The organism is Massilia sp. Root335 (assembly GCF_001425685.1).
Taxonomy (GTDB): Bacteria; Pseudomonadota; Gammaproteobacteria; order Burkholderiales; family Burkholderiaceae_D; genus Telluria; species Telluria luteola.
In genome coordinates, this window is sequence record NZ_LMCY01000026.1 from 321582 (window position 1) to 347488 (window position 25907).

General features: G+C 66.1%; 28 protein-coding genes and 1 tRNA gene. 12 read left to right on the top strand and 17 right to left on the bottom strand.

The window, feature by feature from the left end; genetic code table 11:
- The first annotated feature begins 4 nt into the window (after positions 1-4).
- The 6 genes from coaBC to ASC93_RS15500 all read left to right on the top strand — a co-directional run bounded on the left by coaBC (position 5) and on the right by ASC93_RS15500 (position 5963).
- On the top strand, positions 5-1225 hold the full coding sequence (gene coaBC / locus ASC93_RS15475) for a bifunctional phosphopantothenoylcysteine decarboxylase/phosphopantothenate--cysteine ligase CoaBC (RefSeq protein WP_056443996.1): 1221 nt from the start codon (positions 5-7) through the stop codon (positions 1223-1225).
- Positions 1226-1268: 43 nt separating this feature from the next.
- Positions 1269-1718, top strand: coding sequence for a dUTP diphosphatase (dut, locus tag ASC93_RS15480; protein WP_056443735.1), 450 nt, complete (start codon positions 1269-1271; stop codon positions 1716-1718).
- Between the two features lie 12 nt (positions 1719-1730).
- Positions 1731-2828, top strand: coding sequence for a M48 family metallopeptidase (locus ASC93_RS15485; protein ID WP_056443741.1), 1098 nt, complete (start codon positions 1731-1733; stop codon positions 2826-2828).
- Between the two features lie 237 nt (positions 2829-3065).
- Positions 3066-3962: a DMT family transporter gene (locus ASC93_RS15490; RefSeq protein ID WP_056443744.1), complete on the top strand. Its 897-nt coding sequence runs from the start codon at positions 3066-3068 to the stop codon at positions 3960-3962.
- Positions 3959-4840, top strand: a complete 882-nt coding sequence (locus ASC93_RS15495) for a DNA-3-methyladenine glycosylase (RefSeq protein WP_056443747.1) — start codon at positions 3959-3961, stop codon at positions 4838-4840. The genes ASC93_RS15490 and ASC93_RS15495 overlap by 4 nt, the downstream gene beginning before the upstream one ends.
- Before the next feature lie 88 nt (positions 4841-4928).
- Entirely contained in the window at positions 4929-5963 is a 1035-nt protein-coding gene (locus ASC93_RS15500) for a hypothetical protein (RefSeq protein ID WP_157201945.1), read from the top strand.
- A gap of 7 nt (positions 5964-5970) precedes the next feature.
- On the opposite strand, the gene ASC93_RS15505 is transcribed toward ASC93_RS15500, so the two are convergent.
- Both ASC93_RS15505 and ASC93_RS15510 read right to left on the bottom strand, forming a co-directional pair.
- On the bottom strand, positions 5971-6393 hold the full coding sequence (locus tag ASC93_RS15505; RefSeq protein ID WP_056443752.1) for a T6SS immunity protein Tdi1 domain-containing protein: 423 nt from the start codon (positions 6391-6393) through the stop codon (positions 5971-5973).
- Between the two features lie 159 nt (positions 6394-6552).
- Positions 6553-6629, bottom strand: a tRNA-Met gene (locus ASC93_RS15510).
- 172 nt (positions 6630-6801) lie between these two features.
- Here ASC93_RS15510 and ASC93_RS15515 point away from each other — a divergent pair.
- The 4 genes from ASC93_RS15515 to ASC93_RS15530 all read left to right on the top strand — a co-directional run bounded on the left by ASC93_RS15515 (position 6802) and on the right by ASC93_RS15530 (position 10027).
- Positions 6802-7383 carry an NUDIX hydrolase gene (locus tag ASC93_RS15515; protein ID WP_056443755.1) on the top strand — a complete coding sequence of 194 codons (582 nt, stop codon included), beginning with the start codon at positions 6802-6804 and terminating at the stop codon, positions 7381-7383.
- 10 nt (positions 7384-7393) lie between these two features.
- Positions 7394-8116 carry a leucyl/phenylalanyl-tRNA--protein transferase gene (gene aat, locus ASC93_RS15520; RefSeq protein WP_056443759.1) on the top strand — a complete coding sequence of 241 codons (723 nt, stop codon included), beginning with the start codon at positions 7394-7396 and terminating at the stop codon, positions 8114-8116.
- A gap of 61 nt (positions 8117-8177) precedes the next feature.
- Positions 8178-8906 (top strand): arginyltransferase, encoded by a 729-nt coding sequence (locus ASC93_RS15525; protein ID WP_056443760.1) that lies wholly within the window; start codon positions 8178-8180, stop codon positions 8904-8906.
- Between the two features lie 77 nt (positions 8907-8983).
- Positions 8984-10027, top strand: coding sequence for a quinone-dependent dihydroorotate dehydrogenase (locus ASC93_RS15530; protein WP_056443765.1), 1044 nt, complete (start codon positions 8984-8986; stop codon positions 10025-10027).
- Positions 10028-10161: 134 nt separating this feature from the next.
- On the opposite strand, the gene ASC93_RS15535 is transcribed toward ASC93_RS15530, so the two are convergent.
- The 7 genes from ASC93_RS15535 to ASC93_RS15565 all read right to left on the bottom strand — a co-directional run bounded on the left by ASC93_RS15535 (position 10162) and on the right by ASC93_RS15565 (position 16159).
- A complete protein-coding gene (locus ASC93_RS15535; protein ID WP_056443773.1) occupies positions 10162-11094 on the bottom strand; it encodes a CysB family HTH-type transcriptional regulator in 933 nt (310 codons plus the stop codon).
- Positions 11091-12164, bottom strand: coding sequence for a sulfate/molybdate ABC transporter ATP-binding protein (locus ASC93_RS15540; protein ID WP_056443775.1), 1074 nt, complete (start codon positions 12162-12164; stop codon positions 11091-11093). The genes ASC93_RS15535 and ASC93_RS15540 overlap by 4 nt, the downstream gene beginning before the upstream one ends.
- Positions 12165-12166: 2 nt before the next feature.
- Positions 12167-13081, bottom strand: coding sequence for a sulfate ABC transporter permease subunit CysW (cysW, locus tag ASC93_RS15545; protein WP_056443777.1), 915 nt, complete (start codon positions 13079-13081; stop codon positions 12167-12169).
- Between the two features lies 1 nt (position 13082).
- Entirely contained in the window at positions 13083-13925 is an 843-nt protein-coding gene (cysT, locus tag ASC93_RS15550; RefSeq protein ID WP_056443780.1) for a sulfate ABC transporter permease subunit CysT, read from the bottom strand.
- Positions 13926-14070: 145 nt separating this feature from the next.
- Positions 14071-14844 (bottom strand): sulfite exporter TauE/SafE family protein, encoded by a 774-nt coding sequence (locus ASC93_RS15555; RefSeq protein ID WP_056443783.1) that lies wholly within the window; start codon positions 14842-14844, stop codon positions 14071-14073.
- Positions 14845-15077: 233 nt separating this feature from the next.
- Positions 15078-15716, bottom strand: coding sequence for a peroxiredoxin (locus ASC93_RS15560; protein ID WP_056443786.1), 639 nt, complete (start codon positions 15714-15716; stop codon positions 15078-15080).
- Between the two features lie 56 nt (positions 15717-15772).
- Positions 15773-16159 (bottom strand): diacylglycerol kinase, encoded by a 387-nt coding sequence (locus ASC93_RS15565; RefSeq protein ID WP_056443789.1) that lies wholly within the window; start codon positions 16157-16159, stop codon positions 15773-15775.
- Positions 16160-16299: 140 nt separating this feature from the next.
- Between ASC93_RS15565 and ASC93_RS15570 the strand changes: the two genes are divergently transcribed.
- Complete coding sequence (locus ASC93_RS15570) at positions 16300-17085, top strand: IclR family transcriptional regulator (RefSeq protein WP_056443792.1); 786 nt, start codon at positions 16300-16302, stop codon at positions 17083-17085.
- A 298-nt stretch (positions 17086-17383) separates the two neighbouring features.
- On the opposite strand, the gene ASC93_RS15575 is transcribed toward ASC93_RS15570, so the two are convergent.
- The 3 genes from ASC93_RS15575 to ASC93_RS15585 form a co-directional block, all read right to left on the bottom strand.
- Entirely contained in the window at positions 17384-18508 is a 1125-nt protein-coding gene (locus tag ASC93_RS15575; RefSeq protein WP_082548065.1) for a serine hydrolase, read from the bottom strand.
- Between the two features lie 180 nt (positions 18509-18688).
- The gene (locus ASC93_RS15580; RefSeq protein WP_056443795.1) at positions 18689-19384 is read right to left on the bottom strand and encodes a nitroreductase; all 696 of its coding nucleotides are present in this window, start codon (positions 19382-19384) and stop codon (positions 18689-18691) included.
- Between the two features lie 9 nt (positions 19385-19393).
- Entirely contained in the window at positions 19394-20293 is a 900-nt protein-coding gene (locus ASC93_RS15585) for a DMT family transporter (protein WP_056443799.1), read from the bottom strand.
- Positions 20294-20649: 356 nt separating this feature from the next.
- Between ASC93_RS15585 and phaP the strand changes: the two genes are divergently transcribed.
- The gene (gene phaP, locus ASC93_RS15590; RefSeq protein ID WP_056443801.1) at positions 20650-21225 is read left to right on the top strand and encodes a TIGR01841 family phasin; all 576 of its coding nucleotides are present in this window, start codon (positions 20650-20652) and stop codon (positions 21223-21225) included.
- Positions 21226-21426: 201 nt separating this feature from the next.
- Here the strand turns inward: phaP and ASC93_RS15595 are convergent, their stop codons facing one another.
- The 5 genes from ASC93_RS15595 to ASC93_RS15615 all read right to left on the bottom strand — a co-directional run bounded on the left by ASC93_RS15595 (position 21427) and on the right by ASC93_RS15615 (position 25885).
- Positions 21427-22152 (bottom strand): ABC transporter ATP-binding protein, encoded by a 726-nt coding sequence (locus ASC93_RS15595; protein ID WP_056443804.1) that lies wholly within the window; start codon positions 22150-22152, stop codon positions 21427-21429.
- Positions 22149-22916, bottom strand: a complete 768-nt coding sequence (locus tag ASC93_RS15600; protein ID WP_056443807.1) for an ABC transporter ATP-binding protein — start codon at positions 22914-22916, stop codon at positions 22149-22151. The genes ASC93_RS15595 and ASC93_RS15600 overlap by 4 nt, the downstream gene beginning before the upstream one ends.
- Positions 22913-24136 (bottom strand): ABC transporter ATP-binding protein, encoded by a 1224-nt coding sequence (locus ASC93_RS15605; RefSeq protein WP_056443810.1) that lies wholly within the window; start codon positions 24134-24136, stop codon positions 22913-22915. The genes ASC93_RS15600 and ASC93_RS15605 overlap by 4 nt, the downstream gene beginning before the upstream one ends.
- 11 nt (positions 24137-24147) lie before the next feature.
- Entirely contained in the window at positions 24148-25077 is a 930-nt protein-coding gene (locus ASC93_RS15610) for a branched-chain amino acid ABC transporter permease (RefSeq protein WP_056443813.1), read from the bottom strand.
- A 265-nt stretch (positions 25078-25342) separates the two neighbouring features.
- Positions 25343-25885: an adenine phosphoribosyltransferase gene (locus tag ASC93_RS15615; RefSeq protein WP_056443816.1), complete on the bottom strand. Its 543-nt coding sequence runs from the start codon at positions 25883-25885 to the stop codon at positions 25343-25345.
- Between the last annotated feature and the right edge of the window lie 22 nt (positions 25886-25907).

The following is a 25907-nucleotide window of genomic DNA, read 5'->3' on the forward strand; positions in this document are numbered from 1 at the left end:
GAGCATGGACCTGAAGGGCAAGAAGATCGTCCTCGGCCTGTCCGGCGGCGTGGCCTGCTACAAGGCCGCGGAACTGTGCCGCGCCCTCGCCAAGGAAGGCGCGCACGTGCAGGTCGTGATGACCGAAGCGGCCACCCACTTCATCGGCACCGTGACGATGCAGGCCCTGTCCGGCCGGCCCGTCTTCACGGACCAGTGGGACGGCCGCGTCCACAACAACATGGCGCACATCGACCTCACGCGCGATGCCGACGCCATCCTCGTCGCGCCCTGCTCGGCCGACTTCCTGTTCAAGCTTGCGCACGGCGCCACCGACGACCTGCTGTCGACCTTGTGCCTCGCGCGTCCGCACCGGGTGCCGCTGCTGGTGGCGCCCGCGATGAACGTCGAGATGTGGGAAAAGGCGCCCACGCAGCGCAACGTCGCGCAGCTGCGCGAGGACGGCCTGTGCATCCTCGGTCCGGCCGCCGGCTCGCAGGCCTGCGGCGAGACGGGCATGGGCCGCATGCTGGAACCGGACGAGCTGCTGGCCGAACTGGTCGCCTCGTTCCAGCCCAAGCTCCTCGCCGGCAAACGCGTGCTGATCACGGCCGGCCCGACCTATGAAGCGATCGACCCCGTGCGCGGCATCACCAATCTCTCGTCGGGCAAGATGGGCTATGCGATCGCGCGCGCCGCGCGCGAGGCCGGCGCCGACGTCACGCTCGTCTCCGGCCCGACCGCGCTGCCGACGCCGCACGGCGTGCGCCGCATCGACGTGCAGAGCGCACGCCAGATGCTGGACGCCGTCGTGGGGGCCGTCGCCGGCCAGCACGTGTTCGTGGGCGTGGCTGCCGTCGCCGACTGGCGCGTCGACAATGCCAGCGATCGCAAGATCAAGAAGGACGGCAGCGGCGACGCCCCGCACCTGCAGTTCGCGGAAAACCCGGACATCCTCGCGACCGTCGCCTCGACCACGTCGCTGAACGGCTGGCCGTACTGCGTCGGCTTCGCGGCCGAATCCGAGAACCTGATCGAATACGGCGCCGTCAAGCGCGAGAAAAAAGGCATTCCTCTGCTCGTGGGCAATATCGGCCCGCAGACGTTCGGGCAGGATGAGAATGCGATCGTGCTGTTCGACGAAAGCGGCCACACGGTGCTCCCGCGCGCGACCAAGCTGGAACTGGCGCGCCAGCTCATCTCCGAGATCGCCAAGCGCCTGGAACGGCGTTCGCTGCTGGCCTGAATCATCCCGCACCATCCAAAGCATCCGACACACTGAAGCATCCATGAAGAACATCGACCTGAAAATCCTCGACCCGCGCATGAAGGACTTCCTGCCGGCCTACGCCACCGCCGGCAGCGCGGGCCTCGACCTGCGCGCATGCATCGAGGCGCCCATGACCATCGAGCCCGGCCAGACCGTGCTCGTGCCGACCGGCCTCGCCATCCACATCGGCGATCCGGGCTATGCGGCGATGATCCTGCCGCGTAGCGGACTCGGCCATAAGAACGGCATCGTTCTGGGTAATCTGGTAGGCTTGATCGACTCCGATTACCAGGGCCCGTTGATGGTCTCGACCTGGAATCGCGGCCAGACCGCGTTCAACCTGCAACCGATGGACCGCCTGGCGCAGCTGATCGTGGTGCCTGTCATGCAGGTGGGCTTCAACGTCGTGGAGGATTTCGCAACGAGCGACCGGGGCGCTGGAGGATTCGGCTCCACCGGCAAACATTAAAATGAGGAGCACATGACCGGCATTCATCGTCAGCGCCCCGCGGGCATCAGGACTGCCGCGCTGGGCATCACCGCAGCCTTGCTGCTGTCGGCCTGCGCCACGCAGGCACCGCGTCAACCGTCGGGCACACCGCGCATCGTCGAACGTCCCGTGGAGGCCCCGGGCCTGACGCCGCAAATGGCCGCCGCGGCCGACACGCTGACGAAGATGGCGGACCTGCAGCACCGCCTGTACAAGGTCGCCGCGCCGCTGCTGATCCAGAATGCCGAGTTGTGCAAGGGCCAGGCCCGCAACCTGCTGGGCTTCACGGCGAAGAACCGCTGGTCCTACCCGGGCGACTACAACGAAGCCGCCCACGTCGCCTTCGGCATGGACGAACGCCTCCAGGTGACGGGCGTGCTCGCCGGCAGCGGCGCCGCGCGCGCGGGCCTGCAGACGGGCGACGTCCTGCTCGCCGCCGGCGGCAAACCGCTGCCGGCCGGCGAACACGCGCTGTCCCAGGCCGGCGCCATCTTCGGCAAGATCATCGCGTCGCAGGCGAGCCTGCCGATGACGGTCGAGCGGCGCCGGAGCGAGCGCCAGCTGACGATCCCCGTCACGCGCGCGTGCGCCTTCGCGATCGAACTGGGCAACGCGGACAACGTCAACGCCTACGGCGACGGTTCGCGCGTGCTCGTCACGCGCGGCATGATCAACTTCACGCACGACGACGATGAACTGGCCTTCGTGCTGGCCAAGACGATGGCCCACAACATGCTGGGCCACCCGGCCATGCAGCGCAACAGCGCGACGATCGGCAGCATCATCGACAACCTCAAGAGCATCGTGCCCGATACGTCGATGCTGATCGGCAGCGGCGGCATCAAGGCCATGCCGGCCGACGCCGACGCCGCCGCGGATCGCCTCGGCATCTACCTGGCCGCACGGGCCGGCTACGACATCGAGGAAGCGCCCGCGTTCTGGAAGCGTCTGGCCGAAGCGTATCCGCCGACCGTGTTGAACGGCTACAGCGCCAATCATCCGGCGTTGCCGCAGCGGCTGGCGGCGGTGGAAAAAGCGACCGCCGAAATCAAGAGCAAGCGGTCGGGCAAGCGGCCGTTGCTGCCTTGAGCGGCAGCGGATTGGCGTGATCGACGGGGCCGCGTTCGCGGCCCTGTTCATTTGCGTTGCACCGGATGGCGCGACATATCATCCGCCTGCCGGCCGCCAGCAGCACTCGCGCGCTTTTTGTATCATGACCGATTCCCCGCCTCCGCCGCCCGATTCGGGCGCAAGAAACAGGAAGGCGGGGCAAGCGGCGCGCCCTATCATCCGGCGCCGGCCCGACCTGATACCGACCCAGGAACCATGAACACTGCCAACCTTCTTCGCCTCATCCTGCTTGCCGCCATCTGGGGCGGCTCCTTCCTGTTCATGCGCATCAGCGCACCGACACTGGGGCCCGCCGTGCTGATCGAATTCCGCGTGCTGTTCGCGGCCCTGTTCCTCGCCGCCGTCGGCGTCGTCCTCAAAAAACGCCTCGACCTGCGCGCCCACTGGAAGCACTACTTCATCCTCGGTTTCTTCAACTCGGCCTTCCCGTTCCTGCTGTTCGCGTTCGCGGCGCGCACGCTGCCAGCGTCCGTGCTGGCCGTCCTGAACGCCACCGCGCCGATGTGGGGCGCGCTGCTCGGCGCCGTGTGGGGCCGCCAGCCGATCCGCTCGCGCACGGCGCTCGGGCTCGTGCTGGGGACCGCCGGCGTCGCGCTGCTGGTCGGCTTCGACCACGCGGCCAGCCGCCCCGGCGCCGGCATCGCCGTCGCGGCCGCGCTGCTGGCCTCGTTCAGCTACAGCGTCGCGAGCCTGTACGCGCGCACCGCGAAAAGCGTCGAGCCGTTCGCCAACGCGCACGGCACCATGTGGACGTCCGCGCTGATGGTGCTGCCCGCCCTGACCCTGTTCCCGCCCGCCGGCGCGCCGACCGCCGGCATCGTCGGCGCCGTGATCGCACTGGGCGTGCTGTGCAGCGGCATCGCCTACATCCTGTACTTCCGCCTGATCGAACAGGTCGGCACCACGTCCGCCCTCACCGTCACGTTCCTGAGCCCCGTATTCGGCATCCTGTGGGGCGCGCTGTTCCTGGGCGAGGCGATCGGCTGGTACACGATCGTAGGCTCCGGCATCGTGCTGGTCGGCACCGCGTTCGTCACCGGCGTCAACCTGCGCGTCGGCCGCGCGGCGCCGCAGCCGGCAGCGCACAAATGAGCCGCCACGCCGCGATCGCGCTGCCGGCCGGCTACCGCCACGCGGACGCCTTCACCTTCCACGGCCGCGACGCCGATGCGCTGGCCGAAAGCGTCGACACGCACACGGGCCGCATCCGCAAGGGCGTGCTGCTGGACGGCGTGCCGGCCGTGCTCGACATCACGCTGCATGCGGATCGCGCCGAGTGCGTCGTCGCCAGCGACGGCACGGTCGCGGACGATGCCGTGCACGACGCCCTCGTGAACATGCTGGGCCTGCGCATCGATCCCGCGCCGTTCGAACGGGCGATGCGGGACGATCCGCTGTTCGGGCCCGTCGTCGCGCGCCAGCCGGGCCTGCGCGTGATCCAGTCCGCCACCGTGTTCGAGGCGCTGACGTGGGCCATCATCGGCCAGCAGATCAACCTGCCGTTCGCGATCGCGCTGCGCCGCACGTTCATCGGCCTGGCCGGGCGTGCCCATTCGGGCGGCCTGTGGTGCTATCCGGAGGCGGCCGATGTCGCCCGCCTCGACATCGAGCAACTGACCAGCCGCAAATTCTCCGGCGCAAAGGCCGAGACCCTGCTGCGCTTCGCCCGCCTCGTCGCCGACGGCGCGCTGTCGCTGGCGCGCGCGAGCGACGCCGCCGACGTGAGCGAGCGCCTGCTTGCGGTCAAGGGCATCGGTCCGTGGACCGTCAACTATGGCTTGCTGCGCGGCTGGGGCTATGCGGACTGCTCGCTGCACGGCGACGTGGCCGTGCGCAACGCCATCGGCCGGCTGCGCGGCACGGAACGTCCCGACATGCGCGCGGCGGAAGCGTTCCTGGCAACTTATCGCCCGCACCGCACGATGGCCGCGGCCTATCTCTGGGCCAGCCTGGGCCAGCCTGCCGGCTGACGCACGCAATCGATGACTTGTGCCGCCACAAGGCATCGCTGCTCCGCTTGTCCAGACTGCTCCTAGCCGGACTCGAGTGGAGATAGCAATGAAAGCGAAAACGTGCATGGCGGCAGTGCTGATGGTCCACGCCGCCGTCGCCCAGGCGGACACGACCGCCGACACCATCGCCCCCGACGATCACGGCGCGTATCTGTCGGTCGCATTCGGCAACGGCCGCATCTACGGCGGCAACGCGAGCGGCTACCGCTGGATGCGCGGGCGCACGTTCGAAGTCCGCGCCGGGCGCCAGCAGGACGAGGTGTTCGGCCTCGCCCTGCCGTCCGGCTGGACCATGCGCGTCGACTTCGTCCATTACAACGAAGGCCATCCGGACAACAACCACCGCGACGGCTTCGCGCTGCAATGGCTGGCCGTGCACCGTTTTTCCCCCATGTGGACGGGAGAGCTCGGTGCCGGTCCCTACCTGAGCATGAACACGACGGAAATCGCGACGCCGACGGGCAATACGCAAATCGACGACGCGCGTCTCGGCGTCCTGCTCAGTGCCGGCCTGCGCCTGGCCGTGCCCGGGCCGTCCGGCACGCACGTGCGGCTCGGCTACAACCACGTGGCCATGCACACCGTGCACCGGTCGGACGCGCTGGTGCTGGGCATCGGACGCCAGTTCGGCGCCGCAGAGCCCGCGCCCGACGTCGTGCCGGACGGCCGGCTATGGCTCGGCGGCACGTTCGGCACGTCGATCACGAATATGGCGGGCACCCACGGCGCCCACGCCGGCGTGCTGGAGGCCAGGCAGTATGCCGAGCGGTGGGGCATCGGCTACAAATTCCTGTTCGAAGGCGACGATGGCGCGCGCGTCGACCGGCGCGGGCTCGCGGGGCAGCTGTGGTACGTGCAGCCGGTGACGCCGCGTTTGTCGATGAGCGCCGGCCTCGGGCCTTATGTCGCCGCGAACCGGCGCGACGGCAATCGGACGGCCACGAATCTCCTGATCAGCTTCCAGGCCGAACGTGCGCTGTCCGCGCGCACGCGGGCCATCGTCAACTTCAACCGCATCAAGACCTTCCGCAAGACGAACGACCGCGACCTGTTCCAGATCGGCCTGCTGCGCCGCTTCTAACCCGCCTCTAACCGTGCCCTTCCCAGCGCGGCAGCCCGTCGAACTGCTGGGCGCCTTCGCCGGCGAAACGGATCAGCTCGTGCAAGGGCACCATGGCCAGGTTGTCGCGCCCGTAGTGCCCGCCCAGCGCACTGGGTATCTTCAGACAATACTTGCGCCCGGCCGTCAGGGGGCCCAGCGTCGTCTCGGCCAGGCGCACCTGGTCGGGCATGTACCAGCCGTCGAGGAATTCCTGGTTGTACGACAGGGCATCGAGGGCGGCGCGGTCTTCGGCAACCGGCTCGCACCTGAGGTCTTGCGGGGACAGGCGCCAGTACATGCCGTCCTCGTCGCGGACGATCAGATTGCCGAAGGCGTTCTCGCCCAGCACCTCCACCGCGTTCAGGCCGGTCCAGCCCCACGCGTCGTTGATGTCTTCCACAGTAATCATCGTTAGCTCCGCTTTCAACGCAGTCCCTGTCTTCGACCGGGCTGGGCGGGGCGCGTTGCGGGGAGAGTGGGAATGCTTGAGCCGGGTCGAATGGGCGAATCCGGGCGGCCCAAAACGAAAAAACCGCTGATCCGGAACAGGATCAGCGGTTTTGGAATCTGGTTGCGGGGACAGGATTTGAACCTGTGACCTTCGGGTTATGAGCCCGACGAGCTGCCAGACTGCTCCACCCCGCGTCTGATGCTTTGCATTATACGCACCTTCGGCACTTTAGGCAATCACGGTTCTCCGACTCCCCAATATCGCAGCATAAGTTGCCTCCGCCATGGTGCGAACCGCTGGCGGATTGCGGTACAGCCGACACCAATACGGTGGTAAAGTAAAGGCAATTCAATTCATCCGTTCCCTATGAAATTCTGCTCCGAGTGCGCCCACCCGGTCACGGTGGCCATCCCCGAAGGCGACAACCGTCCGCGTTTCGTGTGCACCAATTGCGGCACCATCCACTACCAGAACCCGAAGATGGTGATCGGCTCGATCCCCGTGTGGGAACAGGACGGCGAGCTCAAAGTCCTGCTGTGCAAGCGCGCCATCGAGCCGCGCTACGGCTACTGGACGCTGCCGGCCGGCTTCATGGAAAACGGCGAGACCACCAGCGCCGCCGCCGCGCGCGAGACCGAGGAAGAAGCCGGCGCCAACGTCGAGCTGGGCAATCTGTTCACGCTGCTGAACGTCGTGCACGTGCACCAGGTCCACCTGTTCTACCTGGCGCGCCTCGTCGACCTCGATTTCGCGCCGGGCATCGAAAGCCTGGACGTGCAATTGTTCAGCGAAAACGAGATCCCGTGGAGCGACCTGGCCTTCCCCACCATCCGCACCACGCTCGAACTGTTCTTCGCCGACCAGCACAAGGTCCGCGCAGGCGGCACCTACGGATTCCACACCCACGACATCGTGGGTCCAATGCGCGCCCCCGTCCAACCCGATTGACCGCCTGACCATGATTCCCTGGCTCGAGGCCCATACGCCGTTCCCCGACGTGTCCGAAGCGTTGACGACCGACGCGCCGGGCCTGCTGGCGGCCGGGGCGGACCTCTCGCCGCAACGCCTGCTGCAGGCGTACCGGCACGGCATCTTTCCCTGGTTTTCCGAGGGCCAGCCCATCCTCTGGTGGAGCACCGACCCGCGCATGGTGCTGTACACCGACCGCTTCAAGGTCAGCGACAGCCTCAGGAAGACGCTGCGCCGCATCGAGCGCAGCCGCCAGGCCGGCGGGCCCTGGGTCGTGCGCTTCGACGGCGCCTTCGAGGCCGTGATGCGCGCCTGCGCCGCGCCGCGCAAGGACGGGCCCGGCACATGGATCTCGGAAGACATCATCGCCGGCTACACGGGCCTGCATCGCATGGGTTACGCGCACTCGTCCGAAGTCTGGCTGGACGGCGAACTGGTCGGCGGCGCCTATGGCGTGTGCATCGGCCGCATGTTCTATGGCGAATCGATGTTCGCGCGCGTGCCCGACGCGTCGAAGGCGGCACTGGCCTACCTGGTCGCCTTCTTGCGCAGCCAGGGCGTGACGATGGTCGACTGCCAGCAGGAGACGGGCCACCTGGCCTCGCTGGGAGCCGCCCCGATCCCGCGCCGGGATTTCCTGCGTCACCTGCGCCAGGCGATCGACGAGCCCGCCATCGAACGCTGGGAAGTCGCGCCACCGTTGACCACCTAACGGTGCGCGCCGCCGTCTTTGGCTACAATGGGTTCCACACACGTCGTTCCGAGAGCTTTGCATGACGCACCTGAATGATCTGCCATTTTCCACGCTGCAGTTCTATACGACTGCACCGTATCCTTGCAGCTACCTCGATGCACGCCAGGCCCGTTCGCAGGTCGCCACCCCGTCGCACCTGATCAATGCGGACGTGTATTCGGAACTCGTGCGCAACGGCTTCCGCCGCAGCGGCATCTTCACGTACCGCCCGTATTGCGACGGCTGCCGGGCCTGCATCCCCGTGCGCGTGGCGGCCGAGCGCTTCACGCCCAACCGCAGCCAGCGGCGCGCCTGGACGCGCCACGACGACCTGACGGCGATGGTGGCCAACCTGTCGTTCTCCGACGAGCACTATGCGCTGTACCTGCGCTACCAGACGACGCGCCATGTGGGCGGCGGCATGGACCAGGACAGCCGCGACCAGTACGCGCAATTCCTGCTGCAGAGCCGCGTCAACACGCGCCTCGTGGAGTTCCGCGAGCCCGACGGAACGCTGCGCATGGTGTCGATCATCGACGTGCTGTCGGACGGCCTGTCGTCGGTCTACACCTTCTTCGACCCGGACGTGCCCGGCGCCTCGTTCGGCACGTACAACGTGATGTGGCAGATCGGCCAGGCGCGCGAACTGGGGCTGTCCTACGTCTACCTGGGCTACTGGATCGAACAGAGCCCCAAGATGGCGTACAAGATCAATTTCCGGCCGCTGGAGGCACGTATCGACGGCGTGTGGGGTGTGCTGGAACGGTGAAGGGCCCCGGGCGGCGGCGAAACTGCGGCATTGCCTCCACACAAGGTAAAATGTCGCGAATTCCGAATTAGGCCATCATGTCCGACAAACTCCTGTACGCCCTCGCCCGCCCCCTGCTGTTCTCCCTCGATCCCGAAACGGCCCACAACGTCACCCTGCCCGCCCTGCGCCGCGCGGCGGCCCTGGGGCTGACGGGCATCGTCAGGAAGCCGAAGCCGGATCCGCGCACGGTGATGGGCATCACGTTCCCGAACCCGGTCGGCCTGGCCGCCGGCCTGGACAAGGACGGCGCGTACATCGACGGCCTGGCCGCCCTCGGCTTCGGCTCCATCGAGATCGGCACCGTGACGCCGCGCGCCCAGCCGGGCAACCCGCGGCCGCGCATGTTCCGCCTGCCGGCCGCGCGCGGCATCATCAACCGCATGGGCTTCAACAACGGCGGCGTCGACGCCTTCGTCGCCAACGTCCAGGCCTCGCGCTTCTACCAGGAACGGCAAGGCGTGCTGGGCCTGAACATCGGCAAGAACGCCGACACGCCCATCGAACGCGCCGCCGACGATTACGTGGCCTGCCTGCGCAAGGTGTATCCGTACGCCAGCTATGTCACCGTGAATATTTCGTCGCCGAATACGAAGAACCTGCGCCAGTTGCAGGGCGCGTCCGAACTGGATGCCCTGCTGTCCCAGCTCAAGGAAGAGCAGTCGCGCCTGGCCGACAAATATGGCCACTACGTGCCGCTGGCGCTCAAGATCGCGCCGGACGTCGATGGCGACCAGATCCGCAACATCGGCGGCGCCCTCGTCCGCCACGGCATCGACGGCGTGATCGCCACCAACACGACCTTGGCCCGCCGCGACGTGGAAGGCATGCGCCACGCGGCCGAAACGGGCGGCCTGTCGGGCGCGCCCGTGTTCGAACAGTCGACCATCGTGATCCGTGCGCTGAAGGCCGAAGTCGGCGACGCCGTGCCGATCATCGGCGTGGGCGGCATCCTGAGCGGTGCGGACGCGAAGGCCAAGATCGCGGCCGGCGCCCGGCTCGTGCAGTTGTACAGCGGCCTCATCTACCGCGGGCCGGCCCTCGTGCGCGAGTGCGCGGACGCGCTGCGCGAGAAGCGCTGAACGTTCGATCTGATCGTTAACGTGTAAACGTCGTCCCTGCGAAGGCAGGGACCCAAGTTCGTTCGCGCAGCCGATACGCAAAAATTGGGTCCCCGCCTGCGCGGGGATGACGTTGATTGAGTGTGCGAGGACTTTTACTCCGCCGCCACCGGATGCAGCGCCTTCTCGATATCCGACTTGGTAAAACCCTGGGCGAAACGCTCGATGAAATCGTAGGCATACGCGCGCAGATAGGCGCCGCGGCGCACCGCCAGCCGCGTCACGTTCGGCGCGAACAGATGCGACGATTCGATCGCGCGCAGGCCGCGGTCGCGGCCGTGGTCGAACGCCATCGAGGCGACGATGCCGACGCCCATCCCCAGCGACACGTATTGCTTGATGACGTCGGAATCCATCGCCGTCAGCATGATGTCGGGACTCACGCCGGCGGCGGCGAACGCAGCATCGATGTGGCTGCGGCCGGTAAAACCCACGTCGTACGTGATCAACGGATGTTCGGCGAGGTCGGACAGCTTGATCGGCGACTGCGACAGCAGCGCATGGCCGTCCGGCACGACGACGAGGTGGCTCCAGCGATAGCACGGGAATGACACGAGGCCGGGGAACGCGGACAGGCCCTCGGTCGCGATGCCGATGTCGGCGCGGCCCGACAGCACCCATTCGGCGATGTGTTCCGGCGCACTCTGCTGCAGGGCGATGCGCACGCCCGGGAACGCCGTACGGAACGCCTGCACGACCTGCGGCAGCGCGTAGCGCGCCTGCGTGTGGGTGACGGCGACCGTGAGCGTGCCGCTGTCCTGCGCGGCGTATTCGCTGCTGGCCTGCTGCAGGTTCTCGGCCTCGACGAGCAGGCGCTCGACGATCCTGAGGATGCCCTTGCCCGGGTCCGTGAGACCGGTCAGGCGCTTGCCGTTGCGCTCGAAGATGACGACGCCCAGCTCGTCCTCCAGTTCGCGGATCTGGCGCGACACGCCCGGCTGCGACGTGAACAGGGCATTGGCCACGTCGGTCAGGTTGAAATTGCGGCGCGCGGCTTCGCGCACCGAGCGCAACTGCTGGAAATTCATATGCCGTCTCCCTGGTCGACGAATACGTGCATGCGCCTGGGTTTGACGAGCAGCGTCTCGCCGTCGCGCAGGCCGAGTTCGCGGTAGCGCTCGTTGGGAATCACCGCCTCGATGATCTGGGCATTGTCGGCGCGCTCCAGGTCGAGCTGGGCCAGCGGGCCGATCGCGTGCGCGCGGCGCAGTTTCACCGCGACGCCCTCGCCGCCGGGCACGTAACGCTCGACGTCGAGGTCGTGCGGACGGACGTAGGCGATGCCTTCACCGTTCTGCACGTTGGCGTACTGGGGCGCGTGGAACGTGGCGTCGCCGCTGGCCAGCACGCCTTCGTGCACGCGGCCGTGGAACAGGTTGACGTTGCCCAGGAAGCCGTAGACGAATGGCGACGCGGGGTGGTTGTAGACGTCGGCCGGCGTGCCCAGCTGCTCGACGTGGCCCTTGTTCATCAGCACGACCTGGTCCGCCACTTCGAGCGCTTCTTCCTGGTCGTGGGTGACGAAGATCGACGTCACGTGCAATTCGTCGTGCAGCTGGCGCAGCCAGCGCCGCAACTCCTTGCGCACCTTGGCGTCGAGCGCGCCGAACGGTTCGTCCAGCAGCAGCACGCGCGGCTCCACGGCGAGCGCGCGCGCGAGGGCGATGCGCTGGCGCTGGCCGCCCGAGAGCTGCGGCGGGTAGCGGTCGGCGATCCAGTCCAGCTGCACGAGCTCCAGCAGCTTTTTCACTTTTTCGCGGATCTGCGCTTCGGACGGGCGCTCCTTGCGCGGTTTTACGCGCAGGCCGAACGCGACGTTCTCGAACACCGTCATGTGCTTGAACAGCGCGTAATGCTGGAACACGAAGCCGACCTGGCGCTCGCGCACGTGGCGTGCCGACGCATCGTCGCCGTCGAGCAGCACGCGGCCCGCGTCCGGGAATTCGAGGCCGGCGATGATGCGCAGCAGCGTGGTCTTGCCGCAACCGGACGGGCCGAGCAGCGCCGTCAGCTCGCCGTCGGCGAACTTCAGCGAGACGTCGTCCAGGGCCGTGAACTGGCCGAACTGCTTGCGGATATGTTGGACTTCGATCGTCATGTTCAATGCTCCGTGGTGTGACCCTGCACGCTGGCCTTGTGGGCCCGGTGCATGCGCCATTCGATAAAGGTTTTCACGGCCAGGGTCACGAGGGCCAGCAGCGCCAGCAGCGACGCGATCGCGAACGCGGCCGTGAAGTTGTATTCGTTGTAGAGGATCTCGACCTGCAGCGGCATCGTGTTCGTTTCGCCGCGGATGTGGCCGGAGACGACGGACACGGCGCCGAACTCGCCCATCGCGCGGGCGTTACACAGGATCACGCCGTACAGCAGGCCCCATTTGATGTTCGGGAGCGTGACCTTGAAGAAGGTCTTCCAGCCGGACGCGCCCAGCACGAGGGCCGCCTCTTCCTCCTCGCTGCCCTGCGCCTGCATCAGCGGGATCAGTTCGCGCGCGACGAACGGGAACGTGACGAAGACGGTCGCCAGCACGATGCCGGGCACGGCGAACAGGATCTTGATGTCGTGGTCCATCAGCCAGGGGCCGAACCAGCCCTGCGAACCGAACAGCAGCACGTAGATCAGGCCCGCGATCACGGGCGAGACGGAGAACGGCAGGTCGATCAGCGACAGCAGGATGCTCTTGCCGGGAAAGTCGAACTTGGCGATGGTCCAGGCCGCGGCCACGCCGAACACGAGGTTCAGCGGCACCGCGATGCCGGCCGCGATGAACGTCAGTTTGATGGCGGACAGCGCGTCCGGATCGAGGACGGCTTCCTTGTACGTGTCCCAGCCTTTCCTGAGCGCTTCCGTGAACACGGCGACGAGCGGCACGAACAGGAACAGCGTGAGGAAGGCCAGCGCCACGAAGATCAGCGCGTAGCGCACCCAGGACGGCTCCAGCGCATTGGTCGCCTTGCGCGGCGCCGGTGCGGCGGCGGCCTTGTCTTTCAGTTGATTGTCGAGGACGGCACTCATGTCACTTCCCCGCACGCTTGCGCGCCCAGGCCTGCAGCAGGTTGATCGTCAGCAGCAGCAGGAACGAGACGAGCAGCATCACGACGGCGATGGCCGTGGCGCCCGTGTAGTCGTACTGCTCCAGCTTGGTGATGATGAACAGCGGCGTGATCTCGGACACCATCGGCATATTCCCCGCGATGAAGATCACGGAGCCGTATTCGCCGGTGGCGCGCGCGAACGCGAGGGCGAAGCCCGTCAGCAGCGCGGGCACGATGCTCGGCAGGATGACGCGGACAAACGTCTGCCACGGGCCGGCGCCCAGGCTGGCGGCGGCCTCTTCCAGCTCGCGTTCGGCGTCTTCCAGCACCGGCTGCACCGTGCGCACGACGAACGGCAGGCCGATGAAGGTCAGCGCGATGACGACGCCCAGCGGCGTGAACGCGACCTTGATGCCGGCCTTTTCCAGGTATTGCCCGATCCAGCCGTTGGACGAATACAGCGCCGTCAGCGTGATGCCGGCGACCGCCGTCGGCAGCGCGAACGGCAGGTCGACCAGGGCGTCGACGAAGCGCTTGCCGGGGAACTGGTAGCGCACGAGCACCCACGCGACGATGCCGCCGAACACGACGTTGATCGCGGCGCCGATCAGCGCGGCGCCGAAGCTCAGCCGGTACGACGCCATCACGCGGTCGGACGTGACGGCGCCGACGAATGCATCCCAGCTCATCGTGAACGTCTTGAGGAAGATCGCCGACAGCGGGATCAGCACCAGCAGCGCCAGATAGAAAATCGTGAACCCGAGCGACAGTCCGAAACCGGGAATCACCCGGTTGGCGCTGTTACGGGATAGTAAATTGGTCATCGCACGCCTTATTACAATTTCTTCTAACGGAACGAGATCATCGCACTGGAATCGAATATTACAAACGAAACATTCCTCATTTGCATAGACGATTCCCGTATTAGCGATCCCAGAAGCAGGAAAGGCGCCTTGCGGCGCCTTTCGTTCAGTGGAGCAGCTTGACCGCCACTCCCGCCAGCGTCATCGCCAGCACGCCCCGTAATACCTTTTCCGGTACGGCCCGGGCCGCCCAGGAACCGAGTGTGATCCCTGGCAACGAGCCGATCAGCAGGGTCAGCAGCAGGGCCCAGTTGATCGACCCCAGCCACCAATGGCCGACCGCGGCGATGGCGGTCAGCGGCACGGCATAGGCGATGTCGGTACCGGCGACCTCGGCCGGTGTCAGGCGCGGATACAGCATGACGAGCAACGTGGCCCCGATGGCGCCCGCGCCGATCGACGAGATCGTCACCAGCGTGCCCAGCAGCGCCCCGGACGCGACCGTGGCCGCGACCAGGCCGCGCCCCTGCAGCTGGCGCGACGGGCTCGCGTTGACCCAGGCAAGCATCTTGCCGCGGAACAGGATGGCGACGACGGTCAGCAGCACGGACACGGCGATCGAATAGCGGATGATCTTGCCGATCGCGGCATTGAGCGGGCCGAAGTACTGCAGCGCCAGGGTGGCGACGAGTGCCGCGGGCAGCGCGCCCAGGCACAGGCGGCCGACGATATCCCAGTGGACGGTGCCGCGCGAACGGTGGGTGACGGTGCCGGCGCTCTTGGTGATCGAGGCGAAGGCGAGGTCGGTGCCGACGGCGACGGACGGCGCGACGCCGAACATCAGCGTCAGCAGCGGCGTCATCAGCGAACCGCCGCCGACGCCGGTCATGCCGACCAGGACGCCAACGGCGAATCCCGACAAAATGTATGTAATGGACATGCTTTACCCCCAGGTTGGCTCCAAGGGTAATGGTCCTCAACCGTAAAACAAACGACACGTTCCTTATTTGCTTATGCGGGCCGTGCGTGATCCCGGCGTTACGCGTGGGCTCGGGGAGCCCACCCTACGTGGCCGTGACTTACGATCGAATGCGGCGGCGAATTCGGTCCCCAGGTTTCATCCGGGCCGTAGGGTGGGCGGCCTCCGCCCACGATGCATGCCGTGTACGCCGATTATTTGTTCGGCTGCGGCGTCAGACGCAGATACGGCTTCGGCGCGCTGAAACCTTTCGGATATTTCTGCTTGAGCTGCTCCGGATCCTGAATGGTCATCGGGATGATCACGTCGTCGCCATCCTTCCAGTTGCCCGGCGTCGCCACGGTGTAGCCGTCGGTCAGTTGCAGGGCGTCGATCACGCGCAGCACCTCGTCGAAGTTGCGGCCGGTGCTCATCGGGTAGGTGATGGTCAGGCGGATCTTCTTGGCCGGATCGATCACGAACAGCGAGCGCACGGTCGCCGTGGCCGACTGGTTCGGGTGGATCATGTCGTACAGTTGCGAGACCGATTTATCGGCGTCGGCGATGATCGGGAAGCCGACGACGGTCTGCTGGGTTTCCTCGATATCCTTGATCCATGCCTTGTGCTGGTCGGCCGGGTCGACGGACAGCGCGATCGCCTTGACGTTGCGCTTGTCGAATTCCGGCTTGAGTTTCGCGGTCAGGCCCAGTTCGGTCGTGCACACCGGCGTGAAGTCGGCCGGGTGCGAGAACAGCACGACCCACGAATCGCCCGCCCACTCGTGGAAACGGAGTCGGCCGATGGTGGAATCCTGTTCGAAATCCGGAGCCGTGTCGCCCAGGCGTAAAGTCATAATGATCTCCTTTGGTTGAGAGTTGGCCCGCCGCGCCGGCGCGGCGTGCCGATACGTCAAAAAAAGCGGTTGTACAGCACGACGGCCCAGGTGGCGGCCGCCATCGTGATCGCCAGCGCCACCGCCGCGCTGCCCAGGTCCTTGGCGGCCTTGGACAGCGGATGGCGCTCCAGCGATACGCGGTCGACGACGGCCTCGATGGCCGCATTGATCAATTCCACGAGCAGCACGAGGCCCAGCACGCCGATCAGCGCCAGCTTCTCGAACGCGGAAATCTTCAGCAGCAGCGCGACGACGGCGGCCGGCACGGCCACCATCACCTCCTGGCGGAACGCGTGTTCGTGCTCCCACGCCGCGCGGAATCCCGCCATCGAATAGCGGAAGGCACCCACGATGCGGCCCAGGCCGCCCTTACTCTTGAACTCGCTGCTCGGTTGATCCATGTATCTTCGACAATCTGTACAGAAACGCCATTATGCGCATACAGCTCCGCCCCCGCGCAACACCAAACTGACAGGATTACCAATTCTTTTCACATTATGGTATAAAGTAGAGAAATATACCGCACTGCACCAACCACATCATGAAAATGGAAACCCCAGAACCGGCCAAGACTTCCATCCAGGTGATCGAGCGCATGGTGGCGCTGCTCGACGTACTTGCCAGTTTTCCCGATCCCGTCAGCCTGAAAGAGTTGTCGAAGATCTCGGGCCTGCACCCGTCCACGGCGCACCGCATCCTGAACGACATGGTCGTGACGCGCTTCGTCGACCGCGTGGAACCGGGCACCTACCGCCTCGGCATGCGCCTGCTCGAACTGGGCAACGTGGTCAAGAGCCGGCTGTCCGTGCGCGAAGCCGCCGTCGACCTGATGCGCGCGCTGCACAACAAGACCAAGCAGACCGTCAACCTGTCGGTCCGCCAGGGCGACGAGATCGTCTACATCGACCGCGCCTTCTCCGAGCGCTCCGGGATGCAGGTCGTTCGCGCGATCGGCGGCCGCGGCCCCCTGCACCTGACGTCGACCGGCAAGCTGTTCCTGTCGATCGACGAACCGAAGGCGATCCGCGCCTACGCCACGCGCACGGGCCTCGCGGGCCACAACAAGAATTCGATCACGGACCTCACGCGCCTGGAGCGCGAACTGTCGCTCGTGCGCGCACGCGGTTACGCGCGCGACAACGAGGAACTGGAACTGGGCGTGCGCTGCATGGCGGCCGGCATCCACGACGACAGCGGCAAGCTGGTGGCGGGGTTGTCGATCTCGGCGCCGGCGGACCGGTTGCAGGACGATTGGCTGGAAGACCTGGTGACCACGGCGGCGCAGATTTCCGCGACGCTGGGCCACCGGGTGGGCGGCGCCAGCTGATAGACCGGGTGGGCGGCGCCAGCTGAAAGACCGGGTGGGCGGCGCAAGCTGAAAGACCGGGTGGGCGGCGCAAGCTGAAAGCCGTCGTTCCCGCGCAGGCGGGAACCTAAGTTACGCTGGCGTATCGCGACGTACTTGGGTTCCCGCCTCCGCGGGAACGACGTATCGAACATTGCCGCACGACGGGTGCCGTTACTTCACCACGGGAGCCGTTACTGCACGACGGGTGCCGTGACTGCACGACGGTCCCGCTACTACACGACAGGTGCCGCGGCTGCACCACGGTTGCCGCTAGCCGCTACTGCACCACGGGCGCCGCGGAGGCGGCAGACACGGTCGCCGGCACCGTCGCCGACACGGTCACGGGCACGCCTGCAGCCGCCGTGGCGGGAATGCCGGCCGGCTTGAGCGCTTCGAGCCAGCGGCGCATGCGTCCGGCGTCCGCCGTGCGCGACTGCTTGCCCTTCGAGTCGAGGAACACCATGATCACGTTGCGGCCCTGAATCATGGCCTGCATCACGAGGCAGCGCCCCGCTTCGTTGATGAAGCCCGTCTTCTGCAGGCCGATGTTCCAGTCGGGCGAGGCGACGAGGTAGTTGGTGTTGTGGTACTGCAGCGCCCGGCCGCCCGCCTGGACGACGTAACCCGGATCCGTCGTGTACTGGCGCAGCAGCGGTTCCTCGTGCGCCACCTTGACCAGCTTGGCCAGGTCGCGCGCGCTCGACACGTTCTGGCTCGACAGGCCGCTCGAATCCACATAATGCGTATCGCTCATGCCGAGTTCGCGCGCCTTCGCGTTCATCGCCTCGACGAAGGCATCGATACCGCCCGGATAGTTGCGGCCCAGCGCCGCGGCGGCGCGGTTTTCCGAGCTCATCAGGGCGATGTGCAGCAGGTTCCCGCGCGTCATGCGGGCGCCGACGGGCAGGCGCGAGCTGGTGAACTTGTGGCGGTCGACGTCGGCCTCGGTAATCGTCAGCACCTCGTTCAGGTCCTGCTGGGCCTGCACGACGAGCAGACCCGTCATCAGCTTGGTGATGGACGCGATGGGCAGCGCGACGGCGGCGTTCTTTTCGAACAGCACTTCCGAGCTCGTCTGGTCCATCACGTAAGCGACGTTGGAGCGCAGGTCGAGCGGGTCGTGCGTGCGGTTCAGGCCGGCGATTTCGCCGGCGCTGAGCACGGCCACGGCGGGCGCGGCGCGGCGGATGCGCTGGTACACGACGCGGCGCTTGCCGTGCACCATCTCGATCCGGCGCACCATGCGCTGGCGGTTGTCGGCCGCGATCACCTTGGCCAGGTCGGTGCGCTTGGCCTTGACCCGCTTGGCCGCGGCCGCGTGTCCCTTGTGCCTGGTCGCGGCTGCGGCGGGTTCCAGCACGAACATCATGGCAATGGCGGCGGCCAGCGCGAGCTTGAGCATCTGAAAATCCTTGAACGCGAACAGAAGAGCACTAAATGCAGTGTAGCGGAAGACGATTGGAGCGCAAGAGCGCACCAATCGAATGTACCACCTGCGCTCGCTTTTTTCTACAACGGAAAAAACGGTGCGTTGCAGAAATCTCTTGATTTTTCAATAGCTTGCCGGCGCACCCCGAACCTGCTAGTCGAGGAAACGGGTGAACGCCGACACCGGTTCGCGTTCCGTCACGAGCGTGTTCTCGACCTTGTCCGGGTCGGCGTAGCCGAGCGCCATGCCGCACACGATCATCTCTTTATCGGACAATCCGAGCTCCTCGGCAATGATGCGGTGGAACTGCGTGAACGCGGCCTGCGGACAGGTGTCGAGACCGCGTCCGCGCGCGGCGACCATGATGTTCTGCAGGAACATGCCATAGTCGAGCCAGGAGCCCTTCTCCATCACGCGGTCGATGGTGAAGATCATGCCGACGGGCGCGTCGAAGAAGCGGTAGTTGCGGCCGTGCTGGGCCGCCATGCCGGCCTTGTTCTCGCGCGTGAGGCCCAGCAGCGCATACAGGTCCCAGCCGACCTTGCGGCGCCGGTCGACGAACGGCGACACCCACTCGCGCGGGTAGTACGCGTATTCCTCGACGTGCGCCCTGGCCTCGGACGGGTCGGCGTAGGCGGCCAGGATGCGGCCGGAGAGGCGTTCCTTCGCGGCGCCCGTCAGCACGTGGACCTTCCACGGCTGCGTGTTCGTGCCGGACGGCGCGCGCGCCGCCACTTCCAGGATGGCTTCCACGTCCTCGCGCGCGACCGGGGCCGGCAGGAAGGCGCGGATCGAACGCCGCGACGTGATGGCGGCGTCCACCGCGCGTTGTTGTTCGGTCGTGATCATGTAGTCTCCTTATTTTTTGACGACGAATGCGACGCCCAGCACCGCGACGGCCATGCCGGCCACGCCGAGGCTGCTCAACCGTTCGCCGAACAGCAGCCAGGCCATCACGGCCGTCGTCGGCGGGGTCAGGTACAAGAGGCTCGTCACGCGGGTCGCGTCGCTGCGGCTGATGAGGCGGAACAGCAGGAAGATGGCGCCGATCGACAGCGCCAGGATCGACCACAGCAGCGCGCCCGCGAACTGCGGCGTCCAGTGGATCGCGTCCATGCGCGGGCCGAAGCCTTCCAGCAGCACGGCGAACGGCAGCAGGGCCAGCGCCGTCGTCGCGTACTGGATCACGGTGCCGGTGCGCAGGTCGAATTGCGGACAGAAGCGCTTCTGGTACATCGTCCCCGCCGTGATCGACAGCAGGGCCAGCACGCACAGCGCGATCGCCGCGGGCGCCAGGCCGTTCAGGTGGATTTTCGCCGCCACCACGAGGCCCACGCCGCACAGGCCCAGCATCAGCCCCAGCCATTGACGCGGCCGGACCCGTTCGCCGATCAGCGGCGCGGCGATGGCCGTCAGGATCGGCTGCATGCCCACGATCAGCGCGGACAGCCCGGCCGGCATGCCGAGCTTGATGGCGCTCCACACGCCGCCCAGATAGCCGGCCTGCAGCAGCAGTCCGGCCAGCGCCACGTGCCCCACGCGCCCGCGCGGCCACGCGGCTCCCGTCAGCAGCACGACGGGCAGCAGGATCGCCACGGCGCCCAGGCAGCGCAGGATGAGGAAGGACAACGGCGGCGCATACGGCAACCCGTATTTCGCGGCGATGAAACCGGTGCTCCAGAGAAACACGAAGAACAGCGGCATCGGCGACAGCCAGCGTGCCTGCTGCATGGCCGGACTGGCTGGCGTTGCGGTCATATCGGACATCGTCGGAAAGCAGATCGGACAACAAGTCTAGCATGGGCGACCGGTGCCGTTAGCCCTTGCTGCAAAGCACTAAAGTGTTGTAACCGCGCAAACACATATGGCGCAAACGATTGAAACCATTGATCTTACTCAAGAGATTGCGGTCCAATTGTGCGACGCATCAAAAGTGCTTGACGCATAATCGAAAAGCGTGAAAAATGGCTTCATGTTGCGGCGCACAATCTTTGAGTTATATCAAGTAGCCGCCTGAGTTTTTCCCTGTATCACCGCTTCACTGGTCCCTAAGCAGGTGTCCCAAGGCACCTCAAAAGCAAAGTTCACATAACGATCCATTACTGGAGAACCATATGTTTGCATTCCCTGAGCAGTTTTCGAACGCGACCAAAGCCAACCTCGAATCCCAGTTCGCCCTGTTTTCGGCCCTGACCTCCAAGACCTTCGAAGGCGTGGAAAAGCTGGTGGACCTGAACATCAACACCGTCAAGGCCGCGCTCGAGGACTCGTCGGCAACCACGCGCCAGCTGCTGGCTGTCAAGGATGCCCAGGAATTCTTCGCCGTGTCGGCTTCGCAAGCCCAGCCGGCCGCTGAAAAGGCCCTGGCCTACAGCCGCCAGGTGGCATCGATCGCCGCCGACACCGGCGCCGAGTTCTCGAAAGCCGCCGAAGGCCAGTTCGCCGAAGTCAACCGCAAGGTAATCTCGCTGGTCGACGAAGTGACCAAGAACGCCCCGGCCGGTTCGGAGACCTATGTCTCGGCCCTGAAAACCGCCATCAGCAACGCCAACGCCGGCTACGAACAGTTCACCAAGACGACCAAGCAGGCCGTCGAGGCGATCGAGTCGAACCTGAACGCGGCCGTGTCGCAGTTCACGCAAGCCACCCGCAAGGCTGGCGCTGCCGCCAACTCGGCTGCCGCTGCCTAAGCGGCAAGAATCACCGCGCAGCTTCCTCCTCGCAGGAAGCCAAACGGCCCGGACCGCGCAAGCGGTGCCGGGCCGTTCGTTTTATTTCCTCAAAGCCTTGAAAACGTCATTCCCGCGCAGGCGGGAACCTAATTTGTATGCGTTATCGAAACGCGAACAACTCGAGTCCCCGCCTCCGCGGGGACGACGGTAATCGTCCGACTATTCGCCCAGATACGCCGCCTGCACCCGCGGATCGTGCAACATGTCCTGCGCATTGCCCGTCATCGTGATCGCGCCGGATTCCATCACGTAGGCACGGTGCGCGGCCTGCAGCGCCAGCTTCGCGTTCTGCTCCACGAGCAGGACCGTGATGCCCTGCCCCGACACGTCGCGGATCACCTCGAAGATCTTTTCGACCATGATCGGCGCCAGGCCCATCGACGGCTCGTCCAGCAGCAGCAGGGTCGGATGGCACATCAGCGCGCGCGCCATCGCCAGCATCTGCTGCTCGCCGCCGGACAGCGTGCCGGCCAGCTGGCCGGCACGCTCTTTCAGGCGCGGGAACACCGCGTACCACTTCTCGATGTCGGCGTCGATGCCGGCCTTGTCGTTGCGCGTGTAAGCGCCCATCAACAGGTTTTCGTGGATGGTCATGCGCGTGAACACGCCACGGCCTTCCGGCACCATCGCGAGCTTCTGCTCGACCAGCTTGAACGATTTGTTGGCGTTCAACGGCTGGCCGAGATAGCTGACCGTGCCTTCGACCTTGCACGGCGGCAGCGTGCCCGTGATCGCTTTCAGGGTCGTCGTCTTGCCCGCGCCGTTGGCGCCGATCAGCGTGACGAGTTCACCGCGGTTGACTTCCAGGTCGATCCCTTTGACGGCCTTGATGCCGCCATACGCCACCTTCAGGCCGGCAATTTTAAGAACGTTGTCGGGCTTCAAGCAGCACCTCCGAGATAGGCTTCGATGACGGCAGGATTCTTCTGGATCTCGGCCGGCAGCCCTTCCGCGATCAGCTTGCCGTATTCCAGCACCGAGATGCGGTCGCACAGCCCCATCATGAGTTTCACGTCGTGTTCGATCAGCAGGATCGTGACGCCCGCGTCCTGGATCTTGACCAGCAGTTCGCGCAGCGCGACCTTTTCCGTCGCATTCATGCCGGCCGCGGGCTCGTCCAGCGCAAGCAGCTTCGGCTCCGTCGCCAGCGCGCGCGCGATCTCCAGGCGGCGCTGGTCGCCATACGACAGGAAGCGCGCCGTGCGCTGGGCAAATTGCCCGATGCCGACGAAGTCCAGCAGCTCCTGCGCGCGGGCGCGGATCGCGGCCTCTTCCCGGCGCGCGGCGCCGTGGCGGAAGATGGCGCCGAACACGCCCTGGTGCGTGCGCACGTGGCGCCCGACCATCACGTTTTCCAGCGCCGACATTTCGCCGAACAGCCGGATGTTCTGGAACGTCCGCGCGATGCCGGCCTTGGCGACGGCGTGCGGCGCGGACGGCGAATACGGCTTGCCGTCCAGCTCGAACGTGCCCGTGTCCGGCTGGTACAGGCCCGTGATCACGTTGAAGAACGTGGTCTTGCCGGCGCCGTTCGGTCCGATCAGGCCGTAGATCTGGCCCCGGGCGATCTTGATGCCGACGTCCGTCAGGGCCTGCAGGCCGCCGAAGCGTTTATTGACGCCGGAGATGTTCAGCAGGGTCTCGCTCATGCCTCGCGCTCCTCGTTTTCCCTTTCCTTGTCTTCCTTGGCGATGGCGGCAGCCGGACGGTCTTCCTTGATGGGCGACGGCCACAGCCCGGCCGGACGGTTCAGCATGATCAACACCATGGCCAGGCCGTACAGCAACTGGCGCAGCACTTCGGCCTCGATGACGACCTTGCCGAACAACGCCTGCTGCGCGGGCTCGACGACGTGGCGCAGCACTTCCGGCAACGCGGCCAGCAGCACGCCGCCCATCACGACGCCGGGGATGTGGCCGATGCCGCCCAGCACGACCATCGCCAGCACGGCGATCGATTCCGTCAGCGAGAACGATTCCGGAGAAACAAAACCCTGGAAGGCCGCGAACATGGCGCCCGCGACGCCGCCGAACGACGCGCCCATCGAGAACGCAAGCAGCTTCACGTTGCGGGTGTTGATGCCCATCGCCTTCGCCGCGATCTCGTCCTCGCGGATCGCGACCCAGGCGCGGCCCAGGCGCGAGTGCTGCATGCGGCTCGTCATGAAGATCGTCACGATGCACAGCAGCAGGAACAGGAAGTAGTACGCGTTGACGGACGGGATGCCGAAACCGGCGATGTACACGGTCGCGCGCGACCCCGGTTCGCCGGCCAGCGACAGGCCGAAGATCCGGACCGGATCGATCAGGTTCACGCCTTGCGGGCCGTTGGTGAAATTGATCGGATCGTTCAGGTTGTTCATGAAGATCCGGATGATCTCGCCGAAGCCCAGCGTGACGATGGCGAGATAGTCGCCGCGCAATTTGAGCGTCGGCGCGCCCAGCAGCGCGCCGAACAGCGCGGCCACGAGCCCCGCCAGCGGGACGACGAACCAGACGGACAGGTGGATGCCGTTCGTGCGCACGTCCTCGCCGAAGGTGCGGACGATGGCGTCCTGCAGCTCGGGGTGGTAGTTCACGACGGATTCCAGCAGCGCGGCGAACTGCGGCGACGCCAGCAGGCCGGTGAGGTAGGCGCCGACGGCGAAGAACGCGATATAGCCCAGGTCGAGCAGGCCGGCGAAACCGACCACGATGTTCAGGCCCAGCGCCAGCATGATGTACAGCAGCGCCATGTCGATGATGCGTACCCACGAGTTGCCGAACTGCGCGGCGACGAACGGGAACACGAGCATCACGGCCAGCAGCAGCGCCATGCTGGCATACGATTGCCGCGGTTTGTGCGCGGTGTCGAAGGTCAGGAGAGCCATGTGACGCCTCCTTACGCGCGGTCGGCCACGCGCTCGCCCATGATGCCGGACGGCCGCACGGTCAGCACGAGGATCAGCACGATGAACGCGAAGATGTCCTGGTAATTACTGCCCAGGAAGCCGCCGGTGAGGTCGCCGATATAGCCGGCGCCCAGGCTTTCGATGATGCCGAGGACGATCCCGCCGATCATGGCGCCATAGATATTGCCGATACCGCCCAGCACGGCCGCCGAGAACGCCTTCATGCCCGGCACGGTGCCCATCGCGAACTGGATCGACGCATAATTCGCGCCCCACATCACGCCGGCGACGGCGGCCAGCGCGGCGCCGATGGCGAACGTGGCGACGATGACGCGGTTCGAATCGACGCCCATCAGGCCGGCCACGCGCGGATTCTCGGCGACGGCGCGCATCGCGCGGCCCATGCGGGTCTTTTCGACGAGGAAGACGAGGCCGACCATGGCCGCGGCGGCCAGCACGAGCAGCAGCACCTGCGTGTGCGAGATGACGGCGCCGGCGACCGTGATCGGATCGGACGACAGCAGTTGCGGGAACGGCAGCGGGCTGCGGCCCCAGATCATCATGGCAAAGGTCTGCAGCAGGATCGAGACGCCGATGGCGGTGATCAGCGGCGCCAGGCGCGGCGCGTTGCGCAGGCGGCGGTAGGCGATGCGTTCGATGAGGATATTGACCAGCATCGTGACCGGAATGGCGCCGACGATGGCGATGGCCAACTGCACGCCGCCGGGCAAGCCGGGGAACGCGCTGTCCAGGAGTTTCAGGATCGTCAGGCCGACCATGGCGCCGATCATCAGCACGTCGCCGTGGGCAAAGTTGATCAGGTTGAGCACGCCGTACACCATCGTGTAGCCGAGCGCGATGAGCGCATACATGCTGCCCAGCACCAGCCCGTTCAGGATCTGTTGGACAAAAGTTTCCATGCTTGTGTGGTTTCCTTTCGAACTAACAAAAACGGCACCCGTGGTACGAGTGCCGCCATTCAAGCAACATAATTCCGAGCGTCATCATAGCGATGTTTTGGAAAAACCGACATCGAAAAATGGTCGGGGCAGCGAACAATAATTTTCTCTCAGCGCAAGCGTACTCGTCGTTCCCGCGCAGGCGGGAACCCAATTTTTCTCGCCAGGCCGCGAACCTTGGGTCCCCGCCTTCGCAGGGACGACGACCGACGGCGCCAAGCCAAGCTTACACGTCGCGCAGCGTCACCACCGGCATGCTCAGCGCACGCTTGTCCTTGAAGAACGCCACGTCGAACAGGGCCGCCGCGCCCACGACATCCTTGCCGATCCGGCGCAGCAGCGTCGCCGCCGCCTCGATCGTGCCGCCCGTCGCGAGCACGTCGTCAACGATCAGCACGCGCCGGCCCTTGATGCGCTCCGGCTGGATCTCGATCGTCGCGCTGCCGTATTCGCGGCGGTAGTCGATGCCGATCGCGTCGCCCGGCAGCTTGCCGGGTTTGCGCGCCATCGCGAAGCCGAGGCCGCGCTGGTACGCGAGCGCGCCCGCGAGCATGAAGCCGCGCGCATCCATCGCGAGCAGGAAGTCGACGTCCAGGTGGGCCGTGCGCTCCGTCAGCGCGTCGATGGCGAGCTGCCAGTGGTGCGGATTGTCGAAGACGCAGCCCACGTCGATGAAGTTGACGCCCGGCTCCGGGTAGTCCTGGAAGAATTCCAGCGGAATGGCGTCGAAAGCGGAGGGCGAGCGCGGGCGCAGGTCGAATACGTTCATGGGTCGGACAAAGGAATTGTTC